Source organism: Microbacterium kribbense, from assembly GCF_039537285.1.
Lineage (GTDB): Bacteria > Actinomycetota > Actinomycetes > Actinomycetales > Microbacteriaceae > Microbacterium > Microbacterium kribbense.
Genome location: NZ_BAABAF010000009.1, coordinates 16,961 through 38,323, shown reverse-complemented (window position 1 = coordinate 38,323; position 21,363 = coordinate 16,961). Strand labels below are relative to the sequence as shown.

Annotated in this window: 17 protein-coding genes and 2 pseudogenes; 14 read left to right on the top strand and 5 right to left on the bottom strand. The window is 63.6% G+C overall.

Annotation, left to right across the window (positions count from 1 at the left end):
• Positions 1 to 20: 20 nt before the first annotated feature.
• Positions 21 to 785 (bottom strand): FadR/GntR family transcriptional regulator, encoded by a 765-nt coding sequence (locus ABD705_RS13250; protein ID WP_344784354.1) that lies wholly within the window; start codon positions 783 to 785, stop codon positions 21 to 23.
• Positions 786 to 1,013: 228 nt separating this feature from the next.
• Between ABD705_RS13250 and ABD705_RS13245 the strand changes: the two genes are divergently transcribed.
• From ABD705_RS13245 to ABD705_RS13230, 4 genes are all read left to right on the top strand, one after another.
• Complete coding sequence (locus ABD705_RS13245) at positions 1,014 to 1,877, top strand: carbohydrate ABC transporter permease (protein ID WP_344784352.1); 864 nt, start codon at positions 1,014 to 1,016, stop codon at positions 1,875 to 1,877.
• A gap of 32 nt (positions 1,878 to 1,909) precedes the next feature.
• Entirely contained in the window at positions 1,910 to 2,695 is a 786-nt protein-coding gene (locus ABD705_RS13240; protein ID WP_344784350.1) for a carbohydrate ABC transporter permease, read from the top strand.
• Positions 2,696 to 2,745: 50 nt separating this feature from the next.
• The gene (locus ABD705_RS13235; RefSeq protein ID WP_344784348.1) at positions 2,746 to 4,002 is read left to right on the top strand and encodes an ABC transporter substrate-binding protein; all 1,257 of its coding nucleotides are present in this window, start codon (positions 2,746 to 2,748) and stop codon (positions 4,000 to 4,002) included.
• Between the two features lie 69 nt (positions 4,003 to 4,071).
• A complete protein-coding gene (locus ABD705_RS13230; protein WP_344784346.1) occupies positions 4,072 to 5,130 on the top strand; it encodes a D-2-hydroxyacid dehydrogenase in 1,059 nt (352 codons plus the stop codon).
• A gap of 423 nt (positions 5,131 to 5,553) precedes the next feature.
• Here the strand turns inward: ABD705_RS13230 and ABD705_RS13225 are convergent, their stop codons facing one another.
• The gene (locus ABD705_RS13225) at positions 5,554 to 6,465 is read right to left on the bottom strand and encodes a LysR family transcriptional regulator (RefSeq protein WP_344784344.1); all 912 of its coding nucleotides are present in this window, start codon (positions 6,463 to 6,465) and stop codon (positions 5,554 to 5,556) included.
• Positions 6,466 to 6,563: 98 nt separating this feature from the next.
• Here ABD705_RS13225 and ABD705_RS13220 point away from each other — a divergent pair, with 98 nt between their 5' ends.
• The 9 genes and pseudogenes from ABD705_RS13220 to ABD705_RS13180 form a co-directional block, all read left to right on the top strand.
• Complete coding sequence (locus ABD705_RS13220; RefSeq protein WP_344784342.1) at positions 6,564 to 7,598, top strand: MBL fold metallo-hydrolase; 1,035 nt, start codon at positions 6,564 to 6,566, stop codon at positions 7,596 to 7,598.
• Positions 7,599 to 7,828: 230 nt separating this feature from the next.
• Positions 7,829 to 9,640, top strand: coding sequence for an ABC transporter permease (locus tag ABD705_RS13215; protein ID WP_344784340.1), 1,812 nt, complete (start codon positions 7,829 to 7,831; stop codon positions 9,638 to 9,640).
• Positions 9,641 to 10,741, top strand: coding sequence for an ABC transporter ATP-binding protein (locus ABD705_RS13210; RefSeq protein ID WP_344784338.1), 1,101 nt, complete (start codon positions 9,641 to 9,643; stop codon positions 10,739 to 10,741). It begins immediately after the preceding gene.
• Positions 10,742 to 10,758: 17 nt separating this feature from the next.
• On the top strand, positions 10,759 to 11,862 hold the full coding sequence (locus ABD705_RS13205) for an ABC transporter substrate-binding protein (RefSeq protein WP_344784336.1): 1,104 nt from the start codon (positions 10,759 to 10,761) through the stop codon (positions 11,860 to 11,862).
• A 7-nt stretch (positions 11,863 to 11,869) separates the two neighbouring features.
• The gene (locus tag ABD705_RS13200) at positions 11,870 to 13,264 is read left to right on the top strand and encodes an amidase (protein ID WP_344784726.1); all 1,395 of its coding nucleotides are present in this window, start codon (positions 11,870 to 11,872) and stop codon (positions 13,262 to 13,264) included.
• A 484-nt stretch (positions 13,265 to 13,748) separates the two neighbouring features.
• Positions 13,749 to 14,048 (top strand): annotated as a pseudogene (locus ABD705_RS13195) (transposase); the annotation flags it as partial.
• 134 nt (positions 14,049 to 14,182) lie between these two features.
• The gene (locus ABD705_RS13190; RefSeq protein WP_344784332.1) at positions 14,183 to 14,572 is read left to right on the top strand and encodes an IS3 family transposase; all 390 of its coding nucleotides are present in this window, start codon (positions 14,183 to 14,185) and stop codon (positions 14,570 to 14,572) included.
• 219 nt (positions 14,573 to 14,791) lie between these two features.
• A complete protein-coding gene (locus ABD705_RS13185) occupies positions 14,792 to 15,862 on the top strand; it encodes an IS110 family RNA-guided transposase (RefSeq protein WP_344784330.1) in 1,071 nt (356 codons plus the stop codon).
• Positions 15,863 to 15,878: 16 nt separating this feature from the next.
• Positions 15,879 to 16,112 (top strand): annotated as a pseudogene (locus ABD705_RS13180) (IS3 family transposase); the annotation flags it as partial.
• Positions 16,113 to 16,238: 126 nt separating this feature from the next.
• Here ABD705_RS13180 and ABD705_RS13175 read toward each other — a convergent pair.
• From ABD705_RS13175 to ABD705_RS13165, 3 genes are all read right to left on the bottom strand, one after another.
• Positions 16,239 to 17,933, bottom strand: coding sequence for an APC family permease (locus tag ABD705_RS13175; RefSeq protein WP_344784328.1), 1,695 nt, complete (start codon positions 17,931 to 17,933; stop codon positions 16,239 to 16,241).
• Between the two features lie 270 nt (positions 17,934 to 18,203).
• Positions 18,204 to 18,629, bottom strand: a complete 426-nt coding sequence (locus tag ABD705_RS13170) for a hypothetical protein (RefSeq protein ID WP_344784326.1) — start codon at positions 18,627 to 18,629, stop codon at positions 18,204 to 18,206.
• Positions 18,630 to 18,845: 216 nt separating this feature from the next.
• Positions 18,846 to 19,502, bottom strand: coding sequence for a fasciclin domain-containing protein (locus tag ABD705_RS13165; RefSeq protein WP_344784324.1), 657 nt, complete (start codon positions 19,500 to 19,502; stop codon positions 18,846 to 18,848).
• 144 nt (positions 19,503 to 19,646) lie between these two features.
• Between ABD705_RS13165 and ABD705_RS13160 the strand changes: the two genes are divergently transcribed.
• The gene (locus ABD705_RS13160) at positions 19,647 to 21,359 is read left to right on the top strand and encodes a cytochrome c biogenesis protein CcdA (RefSeq protein ID WP_344784322.1); all 1,713 of its coding nucleotides are present in this window, start codon (positions 19,647 to 19,649) and stop codon (positions 21,357 to 21,359) included.
• Positions 21,360 to 21,363: the final 4 nt, after the last annotated feature.

Below are 21,363 nucleotides of genomic sequence, written 5' to 3'. Positions count from 1 at the left end.
CACGGACCAACCGCGCAACGCTACCTGTCGCGAGACTCCGGCTCGGTGTCCCGATGCACCCGTCGATGGCCCGTCGCCCATCGTGGTCTACTCGCGGGGTTCTTGGCCACCTCGTAGCTTGTGCGGTCGATCACCTTTTGAGCCGCCATTCGAGCGGCCGCTGGGTCTCGGACGTTGATCGCGCGAGCTATTTCGATGTGTTGCTGGAGTGCCTCTTCTTGGGGGTGGTCGGGCATCAACCCCTCCCGGGTCCTCCCAGAAAGCACCTCTCCAACAGCGACTCCCAGCTTGGCGAACATTTCATTCGCGGAACCTTCGAGGATCGCGGTGTGGAATCGAATATCGAACTCGAGAAACGTCTCCAAGTCGCCGCTTCGACCGATCTCCCTCATCTGCCCAGCCAGAATAAGCAGCGTCGACGCGTCTTGAGTGGGCATGTTCAGTGCAGAGAGTGCGGCGGCGGGTGGCTCGATAGCGCTACGCAACTCAGTCAGAGACCACAGTTGCGCGCCGCGCTCGCCCGGCAGCGCGAGACGCCAGCGGATAATCAGCGGGTCGAACACGTTCCATTGTGGACGTGGCAGTACTCGGATACCTAGGCGCTTGACCGACTTCACGAGGCCCAGGGATTCAAGAGCACGAACGACCTCTCGGATCACCGAACGCGACACGCTGAACTGGTGGCCGAGGTGCTCGGCGAGGAGCACCGCGCCCTCCGGGTACTCACCACCAACGATTCGTCGGCCAATGTCCGCGAGGACCGTCTCATGAAGTTGTTCCGCCACGCTCCGAATGATACGGGACCACCAATTTCCATCGACGACTTGACGAGAGCATAAGTATGATATGTTTGCTCGAGTTTGGGCGAGGGTGCCCGGAGTACACGACGAGGTGGAGAGCACATGGTAGCCCAAATAGCGCTTTCGACGTCCGGCATGGACGGGTCCAGGGCGGCGGCATCCGGAGCACCCATTCAGACAGGGAAGGTTCGCCGGCGACGTCGGCTCGGCGCTGTGCCCACAGGCACGCTTCTCTTCGCGGTACCCGCTCTGCTCCTGTACCTCTTCGTCCTTCTTGTGCCGTCGATCCGCGGGACCATCTATGCGTTCACGGACTGGAACGGCCTCGACGCCTCGTTCGACTTCATCGGCATCAAGAACTTTCTGACCGTTCTCGATTCTCCTTCCAACGTCCACGCGATCCAGATCACCGTGACGATCGCGATCGTCGTCACCGTCCTGCAGAATGTGATCGGACTCCTCCTGGCGTTGGGCGTGAACTCCCGGATCAAGAGCCGGAACGTTCTCCGGGTTCTCTTATTCGCACCAGCGGTGATCACGCCCGTGGTAGCGGCCTACCTCTTCCAGTACATGTTCGCGCCGAACGGTCCCATCAACGGCGCCCTATCCGCTGCTGGCCTCGGCGGACTTCAGCAGAACTGGCTCGGCGATCCGGATCTCGCTCTCGTGTCGATCTTGATCCTGATGCTCTGGCGAGGTTCCGGCTACTCGATGGTGATCTTCCTCGCCGGCCTGCAGGGCATCCCGGACGAGGTTCTCGAGGCGGCCTCGATCGACGGCGCAGGACCTATCCGCAGGTTCTGGTCGGTCGTGCGTCCGCTGCTCGCGCCCGCGCTCACCATCAACGTCATGCTCACCCTGCTGCACGGATTGATGGTGTTCGGCGAAGTGTGGATCATGACCGCTGGTGGACCCGGCACAGCAACCGACACGCTGTCTACCTCCATCTACAAGAACGCGTTCATCTTCGGGGACTACAGCGTCGGGATCACGCAGGCGCTGATCCTCTTCATCCTCGTCGCGGCCATCTCCATCTTCCAATACCGGTCCCTGTTGAAGCAGGAGAAGAAGAATTGAAGCGCTACACAGTCAGGACCTTCTCTCTCGAGATGGCGATGGGAGTCGTCGCCCTCATCTTCGCGTTCCCGCTTTACATCCTCGTGAATCTCGCGCTCTCGTTGCCTAACGAAGCGGCAAATCCCTTGATACCGACCGCGAATCCAACGTTCGACAACTTTGCGCGAGCATGGGAGCAGGCAAGCCTCGGCGGCGCGATCATGAACAGCGCGATCGTCACCATCTCGAGCGTCCTCGTCATCGTGTTCGTCTCGGCCATGGCTTCGTATCCGCTCAGTCGAATCACCTCAAGGCTGTCGTCCGCGATGTTCTGGACGCTCATGGTAGGTCTGCTGCTGCCATTCCAGCTCGCAATGATCCCGCTGTACCAAACTGTTCGCGACATCGGGCTGCTGGGCTCCGTCTGGTCCCTCGTCCTGTTCTATTCCGGCGCGCAGGTCCCATTCACAGTCTTCCTCTATACGGGATTCCTCCGCGCGCTACCGCGCGAGTACGAAGAGGCGGCCTGGATGGACGGAGCGACGGCGCTGTCCGCGTTCTGGCGCGTCGTCTTCCCGATGCTGCGTCCCATCACAGGTACGGTGGTCATCCTGAATGCGATCCACATATGGAATGACTTCTTCACCCCGCTGCTCTACTTGAGTGGAAGCGGGAGCCAGACCCTGCCAGTCGCGTTGTACGCCTTCGTGGGCGAGTTTTCCGCCGATTGGCCGCTCATCTTCGCTGGTCTGGTGATCGGCATCATCCCAATCCTGCTCTGCTACTTCCTGATGCAGAAAACCATCATCCAAGGCTTCGCAGGCGGGCTCAAAGGTTGAGCCACCGCTATCCCTACCAATTCCGCACACCACGACAAAGGAGACAGCCAGTGCACACAAAGAAGTACGTGTTCCTTGGGATCACCGCGATCACCGCCATCGCGATGCTCGCCGGATGTTCCACCAACGCCGGCGCGACCGGCGCACCCGACACCTTGACCGTCAGCGCGGTGAGCGGCGAGAAGCCGGGCCTCGACCCTGCGATCGCGTCGTTTGAGAAAAAGACCGGAATCACGGTCAAGGTGACCTACGCGGACAACCCCCAGTTCCAGACGACCATCCGGACTCAGCTGTCCGCCGGGACCGGTCCTGACGTCTTCACCGTATGGCCTGGAAACGGAAACACCGCCGCGCTTGAAGAACTAGCGCCCGGCAATTTCCTCACGGACCTGTCGGACATGGACTGGAACAGCAAGGTCCCGGAGCAGTTCACTCAGGTCACCGAGGTCAACGGCAAGCGCCTGATCCTGCCCATGGCAATAGGGGCCTACGGTGTCCTCTACAACGAGGCAGCTGTCAAGGACGCCGGCACGACTGTGCCCACGACATGGTCGGAAGTGCTTTCGTTCTGCGACGCCGCAAAGTCAGCTGGGAAGGTCGCATTTGCCCTCGGCGCTCAGACGGTGTCTGCAGCACAGGTCATCGCGATGGAACTCGCTGCAACCCTCGTGTACCAGGCTGACCCAAACTTCCAGAAAGACCAGGACGCTGGGCGGACCAACTTTGCCAGCTCGCATTGGGTAGAGGCCTTCAACAAGTACCTCGAAATGCAGAAGCGCGGTTGCTTCAACAAGAACCCCGTTGGAACGAGTGTCGACATCTCGAACCAGATGGTCGCCAGTGGTGACGCCCTGGCGCAGGCCCAACACACGGCACGCGTTCCGTCAGTGCAGACCCTCGCACCGAAGGGAGCAAAGTTCGGCTTCTTCGCGCTCCCCGCTACCGACAACCCGGATGACACGTGGATGCCGGCGGGCGCGGCCGACGGGTTCGCCATCAACTCAAAGGCCAAGAACCCTGAGGCAGCCCAGCAATTCATTGAGTGGCTTGCGAGCGATAGCGTCCGCTCCGACTACGCGACCAAGACTGGCGCCCTGCCGGCGCTCCCTGTCGACGGCTTCCAGCCGACACCAGCCGGCGCTGTACTTGACCAATACTTCACGGACGGCCGGACCGCGACGTTCATGGACCAGCTCTGGCCGAACGGCAAGGTGACCAATGAACTCAAGGTAGGCGTCCAGAACGTCCTCACCGGCCAGGCCAGCGTGGCAGACACCATGAAGGCCATGGACAGCGTCTACAAGTGAGACCCCCACAGAGGCGCCGGACACGTTGTTGTCCGGCGCCTCTGCCAACGCAGCGATGAAAGGACGACCATGCAGTACGGCGCCGACCGCCTCCGTGTCGCAGTGGCAGCTCCCCTGTCCCGCGACCTTGCTCCTCTACTGACCCAGCTCGAGAACCGCATCGAACTTGATTACCAGCCCGACCTGCTTCCACCAATGCGGTTTCCCGCTGATTTCTCGGGTGACCCCGCCTACCGCAGGACCGCCAGCCAGCAGACCCGCTACGAGCTGATGGTCGACACCGCCGACGCCTTATACGGCATTCCGAATGGCGACCCCCGTGCCTTGAGACGCACTATCGATGCAAATCCCGGACTCCGCTGGGTTCACACCATGGCCGCTGGCGGAGGCGGACAAGTTCGCGCGGCGAACCTGTCCCCGATGCAGCTGGAACAGGTCGTTTTCAGCACGTCGGCTGGTGTGCATGGCGGTCCGCTCGCCGAGTTCGCCCTGCTGGGCCTGCTCGCTGGGGCGAAATCACTTACCCGACTGCGACAACAGCATCGGAACCACGTGTGGTCCGATCGATGGGCAATGGGGCAGATCGCTGAACAGGACATCCTGCTGATCGGACTCGGCGGCATCGGGCGAGTGATCGCACAATACCTCAACGCACTAGGCGCGCACGTTATGGGTATGAGCCGCCGCAACGCGCCCGTTGCCGGCGTACACGAGCTTATCGAGCCCACCGAGTTGGCGTCAGCGATCCGGCGGGCTGACGGCATCGTCCTGTCGCTTCCCGGAACGGATCAAACCAACGGTCTACTCGGCGCCGAACTTCTGTCGGCCGTCACACCCGGCGTGACGATCGTCAATGTCGGTCGCGGCACGGTTGTCGACGAGCCTGCACTAATCGAGGCACTCGAAGATGGTCGCGTTGGATTCGCCGCCCTCGACGTGTTCGCCATCGAACCACTCCCCGCCAGTAGCGCCCTCTGGCTGAGAGAAGACGTCCTCATTAGTCCTCACACCGCGGGGCTAAGCACGCAGGAAGAAGAGCGAATCGTCCGACTCTTCGCTTCCAACGCGACCGCACTCCTCGACGGACACCCCCTACGCAGCGCGATGGATCCCGACCACTTCTATTGACTACACGAGTCAAGGCGGGCCCAGCCCAGCCCCTGCGACCAGATCGGCGCATGCACCGGCAACGGCACGGAGCTCGTTGGGCAACGTGGGTGGTTTCCATGTCGACGGCGCTCGATTCGACCCGTCATCGCACAAATCTCGCGCACCCTCAGGGGCGACCGAGCGGCACGATCCACCCGCGATCCGTTCCCTGTCCTGACCGTGTTGTTCCCGCCAACCGAGTCGAGCGAAGACGTGGTGCAACCTGGCTCACTGCGGGATACCGATCTGAGTCTCGATCCACTTCCGGAGCATCTGAAATGTCGCGGTCTCGAGTCGCTCTGTCCGTTGCGCGATAGAAACGCCTTCAGACGTTGGTGTGCGCCGATCCGTGCAGGCGTGTGCGCTCCGTCGCCGGCAGTGCCTCACCCTCGGATGACTACATCAGCCGAACGACGCACGGAGTTCGTCAGTGGTCAACAGCTGCTCGACCGCCGCGAGGCGCGCGTTTGGCTGCTGCCCGCGCGGCAGCGCGAGGATGATCTCGTTCGCCGACACTTCGTCGGCGATCCGCAAGTACGCCACGCGACCTCCGTCGAACGTCTCGGTACTGATCGGACGCCCACTGAACACCGAGTACCCGAGTCCGCGGGCCACCATCGCCCGCACGGTTTCCGGGTTTGTGAACGACCAGCCGGGGTGGATGGCCACACCAGCCTCCGCGATCACGTTCTCGATTGCACGCCGTGATCCAGTAGCATCCACCAGGATCAGGGGCTCGTCGGCGAGTTCTCGCAAGGATGCTGATCCCCGCTCCGCGAGCCGATGGTCCGCGGCTACGACTATATATGGCTCAATGGTGTGAATCGAGTGGCCATCGAGCTCTGGAACCAGCTGGCGACGGTAGAGCAGACAAGCGTCCGCCTCGCCACGGAGCACCAACGACTGGACAGACTCGGCGAGACCATCGGTCAGTTGCAATGCAACGCGCGGATATCTGCGAGCACAGGCGGCGGCAAGCACCGGCAGTACCCGTGGCGACAGTGCTGACGTGCACGCCAGCCGCACGGGGCCGACCACATCGTCATGCTCGGCGCGGGCAAGTTCTTCGAGCTCGCTCGTGTCGCCCAGGATCCTCCGTGCGACACCAAGCACCCGGGCTCCGCTCGCCGTGAGAGTCACCCCTCTGGCTGTCCGTCTGACGAACAGCTGGACGGCTAGGCTCTTCTCCAGTTCACGCAAGGCTGTCGACACCGCCGCTTGTGACGCAGAACAACGCATGGCACCCCCGCTCACGGTGCCGGCGTCCGCCGTCGCCACGAAGTACTCGAGCTGACGGATCGTGGTATTGAGCATAACTTAACCTTATGCTCATCTTCGAGTTTTTCAGCTTTACAAAAGCTAGGGCCTCCTCAAATACTGGACACACGACAACCCCTGAGCGAGGAGGCTCCGTGGCTACGCCGCACATCGTCACACTGGGCACCGCAGGTGGACCCCGCTGGTGGAAGAGCGCAGAGTCCCCTCGTTTCGGCATCTCGACCGCCGTGGTCGTTGGCGACCGCAGTTACCTCGTCGATGTCGGGCTCGGAGCTGGACGCCAGTTCAGCCGGGCCGGTCTCGTGATGGAGCAGTTGGGCGGTGTGTTCCTTACACATCTGCATTCAGATCACACGACCGACCTCGCCAATTTAGCGTTGTTCGGGATGTTCGGGCTCACCAGCGGAACGGCACCTATCCCGATCCTCGGACCCGGCGATCGTGGAGCACTTCCACTTACCTCGCCGCGCGCCGCAACCGCTCCGCGACCCATCGCACCGCACCTGCCTACACCCGGCACCCGGGACATGTTCCGGCTACTGATAGAAGCGTACGCAACGGACCTGAACGATCGAGTCCTCGATGCGCTCCGACCTTCACCAGTAGACCTGTTCGATGTCCGCGACATCGTGATCCCACCCCACTTTGGGTATCACCCGAACAACGCACCCACGCCCGAAATGGCGCCGTTCACAGTGTTCGAAGACGACCGAGTCCGGGTGGAGGCGACCCTCGTCGAGCACCCACCAATCGCACCCGCGTTCGGCTACCGGTTCACCACAGACGAGGGATCGGTGGCGATCTCTGGAGACACCGCCAAGACCGCCAACATGGTCCGCCTGGCGGAGGACGTCGACCTGTTACTGCACGAGGCAATCAGCTTCGACTGGGTGGAAGACACGTACGGGAACCCGCAGAGCGACACGGCTCGCGCCTCCTACGACCATCACCACAAGTCGCACACCAGCGTGATCGAGGCGGCCGAGGTCGCCGCCGAGGCGGGCGCACGCGCTCTTGCGCTCCACCACCTCGTGCCGGGCAATCTCGACACCGCGGACTGGCGGCGTGCCGCCGCACGTGCTGCGGCCATTTCCAATACTTCGATGCTGGTGCCCGACGACCTCCAACGGATCGCTTTCGCTCGCGGTGCCACCCAGCTGGCGGGTTGACTCGGCCCGCCAAACACCACCCTCCAGTCCTCAGAAAGGTCGATGATGACCACCAGCACAACCAGGAGCGAACCGCCTCACCCTGGGCGACCTGCCGGCGCAGCATGCGGCGCTCAGATCCTCGGGCCATTGGAATAGCCGGAAGACGCTCGCCGCAACCACCCTCGCGTTCGCACCGCCGCCACGGTGCTGATCCCTCCGCCAAAGATCGCCCAAGGAACGTTACCGACATGACACATTCGATGATTTCGCCCGGCGTCGCGGGACAAATGATGCGACGCTTCCTGGGCTTACCTGCTCTGCTCGCTGTACTGGCAGCCTTCTACCTGCTGCCAATCGTGATGGTCGCCATCGGTGCTTTCCGCACAAGCGCCCCCGGGACACCGGGGGAATGGAGTGCCGACGGATTCCTCTCGGCCTTCTCAGACCCCCATACATACGAGTACTTCGGAAACTCGGCACTGCTGGCGATCCTGGTCGGGTTTTTCACGACACTCATCGCCGTCACGCTCTGCTGGATCGTGACGAGGACCACAGCGGCATTGAAGCGCATCGTCACGCCACTTATGATCCTCGTCCTTGCCACACCACCGCTGTTCTTCGCACTCAGCTGGGACCTGATGGGCACGCCCAACCTCGGCATCCTGAACACCTCAATGCATGCCATCGGACTGCCCGGCAACATCATCCAAGTAGGGGGCCTTGGCGGCACGGTATTCGTACTGACTCTGAAGCTTGTCTCGCTGTCGTACCTCATGATGATCGGTCGGTTCATGGCTATGGATCGTCGGCTGGAGGAAGCATCGCTGATCTCCGGCGCCGGCAAGTTCCGCACCTTCATCCGCGTCAATGTGCCCGTCATGGCACCATCCGTGATCGGGGCAGCCATCATCAGCATCGTGATCGGCCTCGTGTCCTTCGACGTTCCTCTGATCATCGGCGTCAAGAGCGGATTCCGCGTCTTCTCGACGCAGATTTACGCATTCATCAACGACGACACTCCACCGTCATACGCCGGGGCGAGCTCTCTCGCACTCGTCTTAGTAGTGATCGTGCTCCTGCTCGTGGTAGTGAAGTGGATGCTGCTCGATCGGCGCCAATTCACAACAATCGCGGGAAAGGGAGCCAAGCCGGAACCCTGGGATATCGGGCGCGGCACATGGATCTGCAATCTCCTCATCGCCGTGTACATGCTGCTCGCACTCATCCTGCCGGCGCTCCAGCTGATCCTCGGATCGCTGCAGCCGATCTTCGGCGCCGGCAGCGGGCTGAGCCTGGAAAACTATTCCACCATCCTGTCCGATCCGACGACCATCTCGACGATCATGAACACGCTTCTAGTGGCCGGGCTCGGAGGTGTGATCACCGTGGTCGTCGCGCTGGTGATCGGGCTCGTGGCACGCGGCGTCGGGCGCGCGCTACGGCGCGTCATGGAACTGTCAACGTGGCTTCCGTGGGCGGCACACGGCGTCGTTCTCGGCCTCGGACTGGTATGGGCATTTCTCACGTTGCCGATGCTCACGCCGCTGTTCGGAACAGTCTGGATTGTTCTGATTGGGCTCGTCGTGGCATCCACACCTCTGGCAAGCCGCACCACCGACGGCGCACTGAGCGCCGTGTCGGCAGAGCTTACCGAAGCTGCCCAGGTTGCGGGCGCGGGCCCGGTGCGGGCAGCGGTGGGCATCGTCGGTCGTCTCGTCGTGCCGAGCCTACTGGCCGCCTTCGTGATCTCGGCGATCAACATCGCCGGCAACCTCGACGTGCCTATCCTTCTGTCGTCGCCCACCAACCAGGTGGTCTCCGTGGCGGTGTTCCAGCTGTACACCCTTGGTTCCACCGCCGAGGCCGCCGCACTGTTCTGTTTGGTGCTGCTCTTTGCGGCCGTTATCGCAATCGCCGGCTACGCGATTGCATGGTGGGTGTCGCGGGGCGTCGCGCAACGTTCGGGCGACGAATCCCCTGCAGACCTCAGCGACGGGGTCTTCCCACCCCCGGCTGAAGTGTCACTGACAACTTCGAACATGTTCGTGAAAGGACAGTAGATGGCTACCGTAACCATTCGCTCGCTGCGCAAGGTCTATGACGGTCACGTCGCCGTCGACAACATCGATCTGACAATCGGAGAGGGTGAGTTCGTCACTTTGCTTGGCCCGAGCGGCTGCGGCAAAACGACCACCTTGCGGTGCGTCGCCGGTCTGGAAAAGCCGGACGGCGGTGAGATCGAGATCGCCGGGCGTGTAGTCAGTTCAGCAAAACGTAACGTGGATCCCAACCGTCGCGGCCTAGGGATGGTCTTCCAGAGCTACTCACTGTGGCCCCATATGACGGTGTTCGGGAACGTGGCCTACCCGTTGCGGATGCGCCGCGAATCACGCCACGTGATCGCTCCTCGCGTCCGTGCGGCGCTGGAGATGGTCGGCTTGGAGCGGCTCGCAAAACGCTCCGTCGGAGCTCTTTCAGGCGGACAGCAGCAGCGAGTCGCGCTAGCACGAGCACTCGTCTCCGAGCCGCAGCTACTCCTCTTCGATGAACCGCTATCGAACCTCGATGCGCAACTGCGGGCCTCGATGCGCTCCGAACTGCACGAATTGCACCGACGCATCGCCACGACATCGATCTACGTCACCCATGACCAGCTCGAAGCGCTCACGCTATCCGATCGCATTGTCGTAATGAACCAGGGATCAATCCAGCAGATCGGGACCCCGCACGAGATCTATTCCAAACCGGCGAACTCCTTCGTGGCCAGATTCCTCGGCTTCGAGAACGTCGTTGCCGCCACATTGTCTACTGCAGATGGTAACCACGTTGCGCGACTGCGCGGGTTCGACGGCACAGTTGTCGTGACCACACCGCGCGATGTTGCGACCGCCGGCGAAGTCGACATCGCGATCCGCGCGAACGCGATCACGCTGTGCCCCCCGGGGCAGGGCGACGGCGATGCCACAGTGTCCGATGCCGCATACCTCGGCGACGAGAACGAATACCGGATCCGGCTCGACGATGGCAGCGAACTGGTTGCTCGGGCCCCGTTCATCAATGACCACGCCATTGCACGTCCGGGCGACCGAGTCGGCATCCTCGTCGCACCAGGTACAGCAGTCGCATTCCCCCGCGAGATCGCCACACTGGCGGCCGCGTAGCCTACGGAGGTAGTTCCATGAAAGCACGACGCTTGATCATTCCGCTCACACTGGCCGCGGCGCTCGCAGTTACGGGCTGTGCTGCAGGCGGCAGCTCAGATACCGCCACCGTAAAGACTGATCCTGCCGTTGCGTTCGGTTCGGCCGACAACGCGAAGCAGATGCAGGTGCTGTACGAGGCGGCGAAGAAGGGGAACGAGACGACAATCGTCACCTACGGTCCCGGTGAGAGCATCTATAAGCCGGTATACCAGCAGTTCTCGAAGCGTTTCCCCGGAATCCGAGTCACCAGTCAAACGATCTTCGGCGCGGAACTCGACACTCGGCTCACCCAGGAATTCACGAGCAACAAGCATGTCGGCTCCCTCCAGATCGGAGGCGCACCAGTAACCCTGCTGACAGCCGGCAAGGATCGTTGCGAGGCCTACGCACCGTTCACCTCTGACTACGAGGACTCGTCCCTGATCGCACCAGACGGCACTTACCGGGCAGTTGTGGGCTGGCCGTATGGGATCGAGTACAACACTGACAAGCTGACCGAAGCTGAAGCGCCCAAGAGCTGGAAGGAGCTCACTGAGCCGAAGTGGAAGGGCAAAATCGCGATGCAGGACCCGACCCGCATATCCGGAACGGCCAACACGATCACCCGGATGCTGTATGACGGACGTTACGACGAGTCGTTCCTGCGCGGACTCGCCGCCAACGACCCCCTCATCATCGCGGATAGTGGACCCACCGAGCAGGCAGTTGCATCCGGGCAGCGCGAGGTGAACTTCGTAGCGCAATACATAGAGTATCTGCGCACGAAAGCAAAGGGCCTTCCGATTGGCATCATCTTCCCCACGGAAGACGGCACAACGCTCGAGTACCATTACACGTGCCTGCTCAAAGATTCTCCGGTTCCCCATGCCTCTAAGCTGCTTGTGAACTGGCTATTCACCCCCGAAGGCCAGAAGGCGATGGCTTCCATCGGTGTCTACGGCGTCTTGGAAGGTGCGCAGCCCAAGGGCCTGCCCACAATGGGCGAACTGGCGCCGAAGCTCCTCAAGGCGATTCCCGTTGAGGAGCAATCCGCACTGACGAAGAACGCGCTCGCACTCTCGAAGGAGATCTTCCGCTGAGCCGGTGATGCAGGAGAGCGGCGTGAACGCACAAGACACCATCCCAGATGTCGTCGCAAGCATCCAACGTGGCGAGAACGCGGCGCTTGGGTTCGCGGAAGACGCGCTGGCCCGGATCGAATCATGGAATTCGACCGGGCCAGGCCTCCATGCGCTGATCGCGATAGCCGACGATCTTGAGGCGCAAGTATCCGAACGAGACGCCTCCCCCGTGCGGGGGGCATTACATGGCGTGCCAGTCGTGTTAAAGGACAACATCCAGACTACGTTCGCCCCCACTACCGCGGGATCAGTGCTCTTAGACGGATACCGCCCACGACACAACGCACCGATCGTCGATCGCCTCAGGTCCGCAGGAGCGATCATCATCGGTAAAGCAAACCTGCACGAGTTCTCTTTCGGTCTATCTACCGAAAGTTCAAAGGGTGGATCGACCCGCAACCCATTTGACGTGACACGCAATCCCGGCGGGTCAAGCGGCGGCACCGCCGTCGCCGTGGCCGTAGGCTTCGCCGTTGCAGGCGTAGGAACCGACACTGGGGGGTCGGTGCGGTTTCCTGCCGCTCATACCAGCCTGTGCGGACTGCGCCCAACCGCCGGTGCTTTGGACAGTTCCGGTATCGTGCCGATCTCACACCTCATGGACACCCCCGGCCCGATCGCGCGAACTGTGGGTGATTTGGCCATACTCTTCGACGTCATGCTCGGAATGGCGCACCCTCGAAACCTGGCGGCTCGCGATCCAGACAGCATTCGGTTGGGGATCCTGCGGGACCGATTCGGTGACGGCGAAGACGAACTTCCCACGACGTCCGCACTCGAAGCGGCACTCACGACGCTAGGAGACTACGGCGTACAACTAGTCGAAGTCGACGGCCGCGGGTTCGACGAGCGTGCCGCGGACACCGTGCAATTCGAGTTCGCTGCGACAATGGATCGCTACCTGCAGGCGGCTACTCCAAGAACCGGTATCCGCGATGCCTGGCAGATTGCCAACGACCCGCGGGTCGAGGCGCGCGCCCGAGCACGAATGATGCAGGCACTCCGAGGAGCAGATGACTCGCGCGGCCTTGCTCGCGCCACCCGGCACCGGGAGATCGTCCGTTACCGTGTGGAACAGATGCTGAACGAAAAGCGACTCGACGCGCTCATCTACCCGACGTTTCGCACACCCGCTGCGCCACTCGGCGAGGACCGTTGGGAAGCGGGCAACGGCCTTCTCGCATCGGTCGCTGGGCTGCCCGCGGTGTCCGTTCCCGCCGCATGGGCTGACAATCTGCCCATTGGGATGGATCTCCTCGGCCGCAGACATGCAGACCGCCAGTTACTCGCCACCGCCGCCACAATCGAATGGGTCCTCGACGCACGTCGCGTACCGGAGTTCGTGCAGGCCAGTTCATGACGCCAACCCCTTCAGGCCTGGCCCTAGTCCCATCTCAGGCGACATGACGACCAAGGCAAAGTCCGATGCGTGGCCCACTCCTCTGAGGCGTCGCGTCACCCGGCGCACTTCATGCGTACATCGATCAAAATAGTTGTTCCCCGACCCGTCTCGCGGTGGAGACAACGATCGGCGCCATTCGACGTGTCACCTTTGCTGACATGACCGATGCCGGGCCTGCAAGTGAAATTCCACCTACGACACCGCCCTTAGCGTCAACTAAGGGAGAGCCGAGCGCCACTCTCTCCGAAGCGCCCGGGTTTCGTGGAGGGCGAGTTCTCCCAGCGCCGGCTGGCGCTGGGGGTTGTTCTCACGGTAGTACTCGTTCTCCTTCTCGACGGGTGTGAGGTCTCCGATCGAGGAGTGCAACCGGTTCTCGTTGAACCAGTGCGCCCAGGAGTGATTCGCCCTGGGTTTGGTTCCGCTTCTTTTGGGAGGATGAATCATGCCCCGTCAGTTTCCGCCGGAGTTCCGGCAGCGGGCGTTGCGGATGCTCGAGGAGGCGTTGCCTGAGCACGAGACCGAGTACGCGGCGATCCGGCATGTGGGCGCGAAGCTCGGCGTCGGTCCGGAAACGCTACGCAAGTGGCGTCGCCGCGCTGAGGTCGATGCCGGCACGCGCCCCGGCGTGACCAGCGACGAGCTCGCGGAGATCAAACGGTTGAAGCGGGAGAACGCTGAGCTGCGCCGCGCGAACGAGATCCTGAAGGCCGCGTCCGCGTTTTTCGCGGCGGAACCAGGCCGCCCCACGACGAGATGATCCGGTTCGTTGACATGTTCCGGGATCGTTTCGGGGTCGAGGCCGTCTGCCGCACGATCGGTGCGACAGGATGTGGGTTCCTCACCGCCCGCGGGTACCGGGCCGCGAAGACCAGACCCGTGTCCGCGCGGATGTTGCACGACCAGCTGCTGGTACCCGAGATCGTCCGCCTGCACGCCGAGAACTACGGCGTCTACGGGGTGCGGAAGATGCACGCCCTGATGCGCCGGCAAGGGTGGGAGATCGGCCGCGACCAGACCGGCCGGCTGATGCGGCTCGCCGGAGTGCGCGGGGTGAAGCGATCCAAGAAGGTGTTCACCACCAAGACCGACCCTGCCTTGGAACGGCCCACGGACCTCGTAAACCGCCGGTTCACTGCGGATCGAACTACATGTCGCTGGTCTACACAGATCGCATCGTCGAGCTTGGTGCGAAACCGTCGACCGGGACTGCCGGTGACAGCTACGACTGTCAGTTTGTTTCTGCGGGGTCGAGACTCGATTCCGTAGTCCCGACCGGTGCGGTCTGACCCTTGCTTACGATCGGCCCGAGTGGTGCCTTTGCGTTGATCTGTCGACCGTCCGGCCGGGCTTGCAGTGAGGGCTGCCGCCGGTCGGGCGTGACCTGATAGGAGCCTGGAGCAGACTTTGAGAGCGTCCCCGTGACAGTCCTGTCCACCCACCGGCGACAGCGTGATTCCACGCTAACGGGCAGAAGGACAGGACACGATGACAGATCTCACCTCGACGCGATCAGGCGACGTGGTGGTCGGCGTTGACACGCATAAACACATCCACGTCGCCGCGGTTATGGACACGATCGGCGGCATCCTCGCGACGCTGACGATCCCCACCGACACCGGCGGGTTCCGGCAGCTGCTGGCCTGGGCGGAGGGGTTCGGCCGTATCCTCGCGTTCGGGATCGAAGGGACCGGCTCTTACGGAGCGACGTTGACATCGTTCCTGCGACGCCACGACATCAAGGTCGTCGAAGCCGGCCGCCCCGACCGGCGTCTACGACGCGCAAACGGCAAGTCCGACACGCTCGACGCGGAGAACGCTGCCAGAGCCGTCCTCGCCGGGTTCGCGACCGCGATCCCGAAGACAGCTGACGGCACCGTCGAGATGATTCGGCAGCTGAAAGTCGTGCATGATTCCGCGGTCCTAAGCCGCTCGTCGGCGATGATCATGATGAAAGCGATGCTCGTCCACAGCTCGGACGAGATGCGCCGCGAGACGAACAAAATGTCACGACCCAAGCTCGCACGCCACCTCGCTGGCCTGCGTCCACGCAGTCTGGAGACACCCGACGACGCGTTGCGCCACTCGGTCCGCACCCTGGCGCGGCGATGGCTGACCCTCGACACGGAAGCGAAAGAGCTCGAGGCTCTGATCGAGGACGCTGTTCGACGCACCGCACCGCAGCTGCTCGAACAGTTCGGAATCGGCGTTGACACCGCCGCGGAGATCCTCATCGTCGCCGGCGATAACCCGGAGCGGATCCGTTCCGAGGCCGCGTTCGCGAAACTTGCCGGCATCGCCCCCGTCCCGACCGGGTCCGGCATGACCAGCGGGAGGCATCGCATCAATCACGGCGGCCACCGACAACTCAACGCCGCGATCTATCGGACGGTGATCGTCAGGATGCGGTTCCATGAGCCGACCATCGCCTATGTTGCGCGTCGCACCGCCGAAGGCCGCAGCAAACGAGACATCATCCGCTGCCTCAAACGCTACGTCATCCGTGAGGTCTACCACCTCGTCAAAGCGAACCCGACCACCGGCGAAATCGGGAGTTGACAACTATAGGAGCTTCAACGCCCTCGCGGAGGCCGTGAACGGGCTCTACAAGACCGAGCTCATCCGCCGCCAGGGTCCTTGGCGCACGGTCGAGCAAGTCGAGCTCGCGACCCTCGAATAAGTGTGGTGGTGGAACAACTCCCGCCTCCACGGAGAGCTCGACCTCCGCACCCCCGCCGAAGTCGAGGCGGCGTACTACGCTGACCACGAATCACCCGGGCTGGCAATCACCAGCCACGGAAAACCCTAGGAACAAAACCCAGAGCGATTCAGCGCTTGACACCGCCCGCGATCGTCGCGCGACTGACCAGACTCCGGCATCCGCACACGGGCCACCAGAAGAGGCACGCCTGCCCACATGCGCCACCGCACCCCCTCAGCCGATGTGCCCACCTGCGACGGTCTCCTCCTCGACCTCGGATTCGCGGGTCGCGTCCTCGATGTACAGGTCGATCTGCTCCTTGGGCAGGCGCATGCGGACGGCCAGCCAGTAGACGAAGCCGGCAACGACGGCGTTGATCAGGAATACCCAGAAGAACATGATGTCGCCGAACGTGGTGCCACCGATCTTGAGGGACCCGATCGGGCTGTCGGCACTGAAGAAGAAGCTCACCAGGCCGTACAGGATGAACCAGGGGATCACCCACGAAGCGCCGAACGTGAAGAACAGCGGCGGCCTGTAACCCTTGCGGTTGGTCACCTGGAAGACGATCAGCAGCACGTAGCCGATGAGCAGCATGATCAGCAGCTTCGAGTTCGTGCCCCAGCCGGCCCAGAACATGATCATGTTGGCGCTCCAGAACGCCAGATACGGGATGACGTTTCCGCCGGGGAGCTTGAACGGCCTGGGCCGCTCAGGATGAGTCTTGCGCAGGATCGCAAGGACCAGAGGACCCGTGCCGAACGACATCACGGTCGCGCTGGTGATGAACCCGACCAGGGCCTGCCAGCTCGGGAACGGCAGTAGCAGCACGCATCCCGCCAAGAACGCGACCAGCAGGCTCCAGTGCGGCACACCATGCTTGTTGTTGGCGGCCAGCCACTTCGGCGCGTTGGCGTTGCGGCCCATGGCATAGGAGACGCGGGCGGTGATCGTCGTGTAGATAAGGCCGGTGTCGGCCGGCGAGACGATGGCGTCGAAGTACAGGATATACGCGAGCCAGATCAGTCCGCCGCCTGCGGCCAGCGCTGCGAGCGGGCCAGCGTCGTTGGTGAACGTGAGGTTGATCCAGCCGCCGGACTTCTTCAGCGCAGAGGTGGGCACCATGACGGTGAAGGCCACCTGCAGCAGCATGTAGAGGATGCCTGTGATGACCACGGATCCGACCAATGCGAGCGGAATGTTCCGCTTGGGGTTCTTGGTCTCACCGGCCAGTTCGATGCCCTGGCGGAAGCCGAGGAACGAGAACGTGATACCGGCGGTCGACACGGCGGTGAACACAGCGGCGAAGCCCTTGGGGGCGAAGCCGAAGTCCGTGAAGTTCGCGGCGCCGCCGGCGTGACCCCGCGCACCGTTGCTGACCATGGCGAACCCGGCGATCAGGAACACGACGATCACCAGGACGATGACGAACAGCTTCCACCACACCACGACATTGTTGATGCGCGCGAACAGCAAGACTCCGAAGTAGTTCAGCACGACGAACAGTGCCAGCGCCAGAACGGCGACCACCATGCCCACTGGGGTGAGGATGTGCTGCGTCGCGCCCTGGTATTGCACGGCCGTCGTGAACGGGAAGAACCTGCTGGCGTACTGCAGAGCGCCGGTGACCTCGATGGCCGGAACCGCGGCGGCGGCGATCCACGTCACGAAGCCCATGGAGTAACTGCCAAACGATCCCCACACCAGGTGCGGATAGCGCACGACACCGCCGGAGATCGGGAACATCGGACCCAGTTCGGCATATGTCAGGCCGATCAGGATGATCATGACCGCCGCGATCGCCCACGAGAAGATCGCGGCAGGACCGGCCAGCGCCGACGCATTGAACGCGCCGAACAGCCAGCCAGATCCGATGATCGACCCGATCGCGGCGAACATCAGCGCGATCGGGCCCAGAGACCGCTTCATCCTATGGACGGGTTGCGCTGCGGTCAGGAGGTCTCTCTCACTCATCACGGACATCGCGACTCCTTTGCCGTCTCACGCCTCACATTACGAACGTCCGTGGGCGCCCTGACAGGGAGCGGTCGCGCGGAATCCAAGCGAAAACTTACGCGCACGCATAAGGCGCAGAGACTCCGTCAACCCGATCCCGATGAGATGCAAAAGAGACACACAGCAAAGGCAGGTCCACCGTCGCGCCAAGTGCGGGAACACGTTGCATGCTTCGATAAGAGGTCAGACCGTGGGGGCTTTTCCTTCGATGGCTGTTCTGGACGACCCGGCCCCCAACGCCTCGATGGTGCCGCGGACTGTGAGCTTCTTGACGGTTGCGCCTTTGTCGACCTCCACGGTGACCACGCCGTCGCCGTGGGTGCGCAGCGATCCACCGATGGTGACCTCCTCGATGGTCCCGCCGGGCTTGACCGAGAACGCGATCGCCTTCAGCGACACCTGGACCCCCTTGACCAGGCTCATCCCCGCACCCCCGGTGGCCTCCACGTCCTGGTGCACGGTCAGCGTCTCCAGCGGCTTGGAGACCTGGATGCCGATCGACCCATCGCCCGCGGTCTTGACCGAATCGAACGCGGCTTCCCGCAGGGATCCGTCGTACAGGTTGAACCCGCGCGCCCCGGGCCCGGTGGTCAGGATCGGCGCATGCACCTCCAGACGGTCGATGTCACCGGTCAGCTCGAACACTTCGCCGAGCAGTATGCCCGCAACGCGAGCGCCCTGCAGTTGCGGCTGGCCGGAGAATGATGAGGATGTCCGTGTCGGTGCACGCATTTCCCGCATCACTCACGGACGTGACCCGCTCGCGACGCACGCGTCTTCGAGCGGGTCACGGACTCACCGCGGCACCAGGTTTGACAGCAGGCGCTACTGCGCGGGGGGCATCAGCACCGAGTCGATCAGGTAGACGGTGGCGTTGGCGGTGTGCACGCCGCCGCAGATGACCTTCGCGTCGCCCACCATCATGTTGTCGCCACTGCCGGTGACGGTGACGTCCTGTCCTTCGACGGTCTTGTGCGTGCCGTCGATGCTCGACGGCGGCAGCTGGCCGGGGATCACGTGGTAGGTGAGGATCTTCGTCAGCGTGGCGCCATCGGTCTTCAGGCTGTCGATGGTGGCGGCAGGGATCTTCTTGAACGCGTCGTCGACGGGCGCGAAAACGGTGAACTCCGATCCGTCCAGGGTGTCGACGAGATTCACCTTCGGGTTGAGCTTGCCGCTGACTGCGGCCACGAGGGTGGTCAGCAGCGGGTTGTTGGATGCCGCGACCGCGACCGGGTCCTGCGACATGCCCTGGATCGACCCGGCGCCATTGGGCACCGTGGAGGCATAGCCCGCACAGCCGGGCCCGACGAGGTCCGCAGCGGGGTCCATCGCCGACGGTTGGGAGGCGGCGGGCTGAGAGGCGGCCGGCGGGACCGCGCTCGGGGCGGTGTTGCCGTTTGCGCCCATCGAGCAGCCGCTGAGCGCCACCGCCGCGCCGATCACCAGCGGAACGGCCAGGTACATCTTCTTGCGGAACATCTCGTCCTCCTCGTGGTGCGTCCGGGAGCGTGTGCTCCCGGCATCCACCACCTGTTCGCGGCCCGGCGCCGAACGGATTGGATCGGATCCTGCGCAATCCGCTGCGGCCGCGACACCGAACAGACGGTGACGAATGGAGTACGGATGGAACTTGTCATCATCGGACTGCTCGGGGGCCTGATCACCGGGATCTCGCCGTGCATCCTGCCGGTGCTGCCGGTCATCTTCCTGACCGGCGGGGCGCAGTCGGCGCGGTTCGACGACGCCCCGGCGCCGGCGCCGCGGTCGCGTCCGTACTTCGTCATCCTGGGGCTGGTGACCAGCTTCACGCTGGTCACGCTCGCGGGTTCGCTCCTGCTCGGGCTGCTGCACCTGCCACAGGACGTCATCCGCTGGGTCGGCATCGGCGTGCTCGTGCTGATCGGCGCAGGTCTGATCGTGCCGCGCGTCGAGCAGCTCATCGAGCGCCCGTTCCAGCGCCTCGGACGGCGCAAGGATGTCGCCAACAGCGGGCGCGGGTACGGGGTGGGGCTGGCTCTCGGGGCTGTCTTCGTGCCGTGCGCGGGCCCGGTGCTGGCCGCGATCATCGTCGCCGGATCCACCGGCCGCATCGGCGGGGGCACTGTCCTGCTGACGGCATCCTTCGCGATCGGCGTCTCGGTGCCGCTGCTGGCGTTCGCCCTCGCCGGGCGGGGACTGGTCGAACGCATCCGCGCGTTCCGCGCGCACGAGCACGGCCTGCGCATCACCGCGGGAATCGCGATGATCGCCCTCGCGGCCGGGCTGGCGTTCAACCTGCCGCAGGCGCTGCAGCGACTCGTGCCGGACTACACGGCGCAGCTGCAGCGGTCGCTGACCGACAACCCCGGCGCGCAGAAGGCGCTGCAGCTGGGCGGGCTCGTCAACGACGAGAACAAGGACCTGTCCAAATGCACCGCCAACGCCGACCACCTGCAGTCGTGCGGCACCGCCCCGTCGTTGAAGGGCATCGCCGGGTGGCTGAACACCCCCGGCGGTGCGCCGGTCGACCTCGCCGCCGAGCGCAACAAGGTCGTGCTGGTCGACTTCTGGGCGTACTCCTGCATCAACTGTCAGCGCTCCATTCCGCACGTGGTCGCCTGGGACAAGGCATACCGCGCCCTGGGCCTCGAGGTGATCGGCGTGCACTCGCCGGAGTACGCCTTCGAGAAGGATGCCGGCAACGTGGCCGCCGGCGCGAAGGGCTTCGGCATCACCTACCCCATCGCGCTCGATGACAACCTGGCGACCTGGACCAACTACCGCAACCGGTACTGGCCCGCGGACTACCTGATCGATGCCACCGGGACCGTGCGGCACATCGGCTTCGGTGAAGGCGACTACGCGCAGACCGAGCAGATGATCCGGCAGCTGCTGACCGACGCGAACCCCGGGATGACGCTCCCCGCCCCCACGGAGGTCGCCGACCTCACCCCCGCCGCCGGATCGACCACTCCCGAAACGTTCCTCGGGTTCTCCAAGCAGCGCAACTTCGCCGGCTCCGCGTATCCCGACGGGACGTCGAGCTGGACTCTGCCGGCCAGCCAGCCCGCTGACACGTTCGCACTCGGCGGCCGGTGGACGATCGCGTCGCAGTCTGCGACCCCCGCCGGCGACACCGCACGAGTGCGGCTGCGCTTCCACGCGGCGACCGTGCGCATGGTGCTCGGCGGCACCGGCACGGTGCGGGTGCGGCAGGACGGCGGTTCGTGGCGGGATGTCGAGGTGTCGGGTGTGCCGCGGTCGTACGCGGTGGTCGCCGGCGCCGACGGATCGGACGCGGTGCTCGAGGCAGCGGTGCCCACGGGCGTGGATGTCTATTCGTTCACGTTCGGATAGCCGG

Coding starts and splice junctions, on each gene's coding strand:
- ABD705_RS13240 (WP_344784350.1), top strand. CDS start 1,910: ATGGCGATGGGAGTCGTCGCCCTCATCTTCGCGTTCCCGCTTTACATC.
- ABD705_RS13230 (WP_344784346.1), top strand. CDS start 4,072: ATGCAGTACGGCGCCGACCGCCTCCGTGTCGCAGTGGCAGCTCCCCTG.
- ABD705_RS13225 (WP_344784344.1), bottom strand. CDS start 6,465: ATGCTCAATACCACGATCCGTCAGCTCGAGTACTTCGTGGCGACGGCG.
- ABD705_RS13215 (WP_344784340.1), top strand. CDS start 7,829: ATGACACATTCGATGATTTCGCCCGGCGTCGCGGGACAAATGATGCGA.
- ABD705_RS13210 (WP_344784338.1), top strand. CDS start 9,641: ATGGCTACCGTAACCATTCGCTCGCTGCGCAAGGTCTATGACGGTCAC.
- ABD705_RS13205 (WP_344784336.1), top strand. CDS start 10,759: ATGAAAGCACGACGCTTGATCATTCCGCTCACACTGGCCGCGGCGCTC.
- ABD705_RS13200 (WP_344784726.1), top strand. CDS start 11,870: ATGCAGGAGAGCGGCGTGAACGCACAAGACACCATCCCAGATGTCGTC.
- ABD705_RS13185 (WP_344784330.1), top strand. CDS start 14,792: ATGACAGATCTCACCTCGACGCGATCAGGCGACGTGGTGGTCGGCGTT.
- ABD705_RS13175 (WP_344784328.1), bottom strand. CDS start 17,933: ATGAAGCGGTCTCTGGGCCCGATCGCGCTGATGTTCGCCGCGATCGGG.
- ABD705_RS13165 (WP_344784324.1), bottom strand. CDS start 19,502: ATGTTCCGCAAGAAGATGTACCTGGCCGTTCCGCTGGTGATCGGCGCG.
- ABD705_RS13160 (WP_344784322.1), top strand. CDS start 19,647: ATGGAACTTGTCATCATCGGACTGCTCGGGGGCCTGATCACCGGGATC.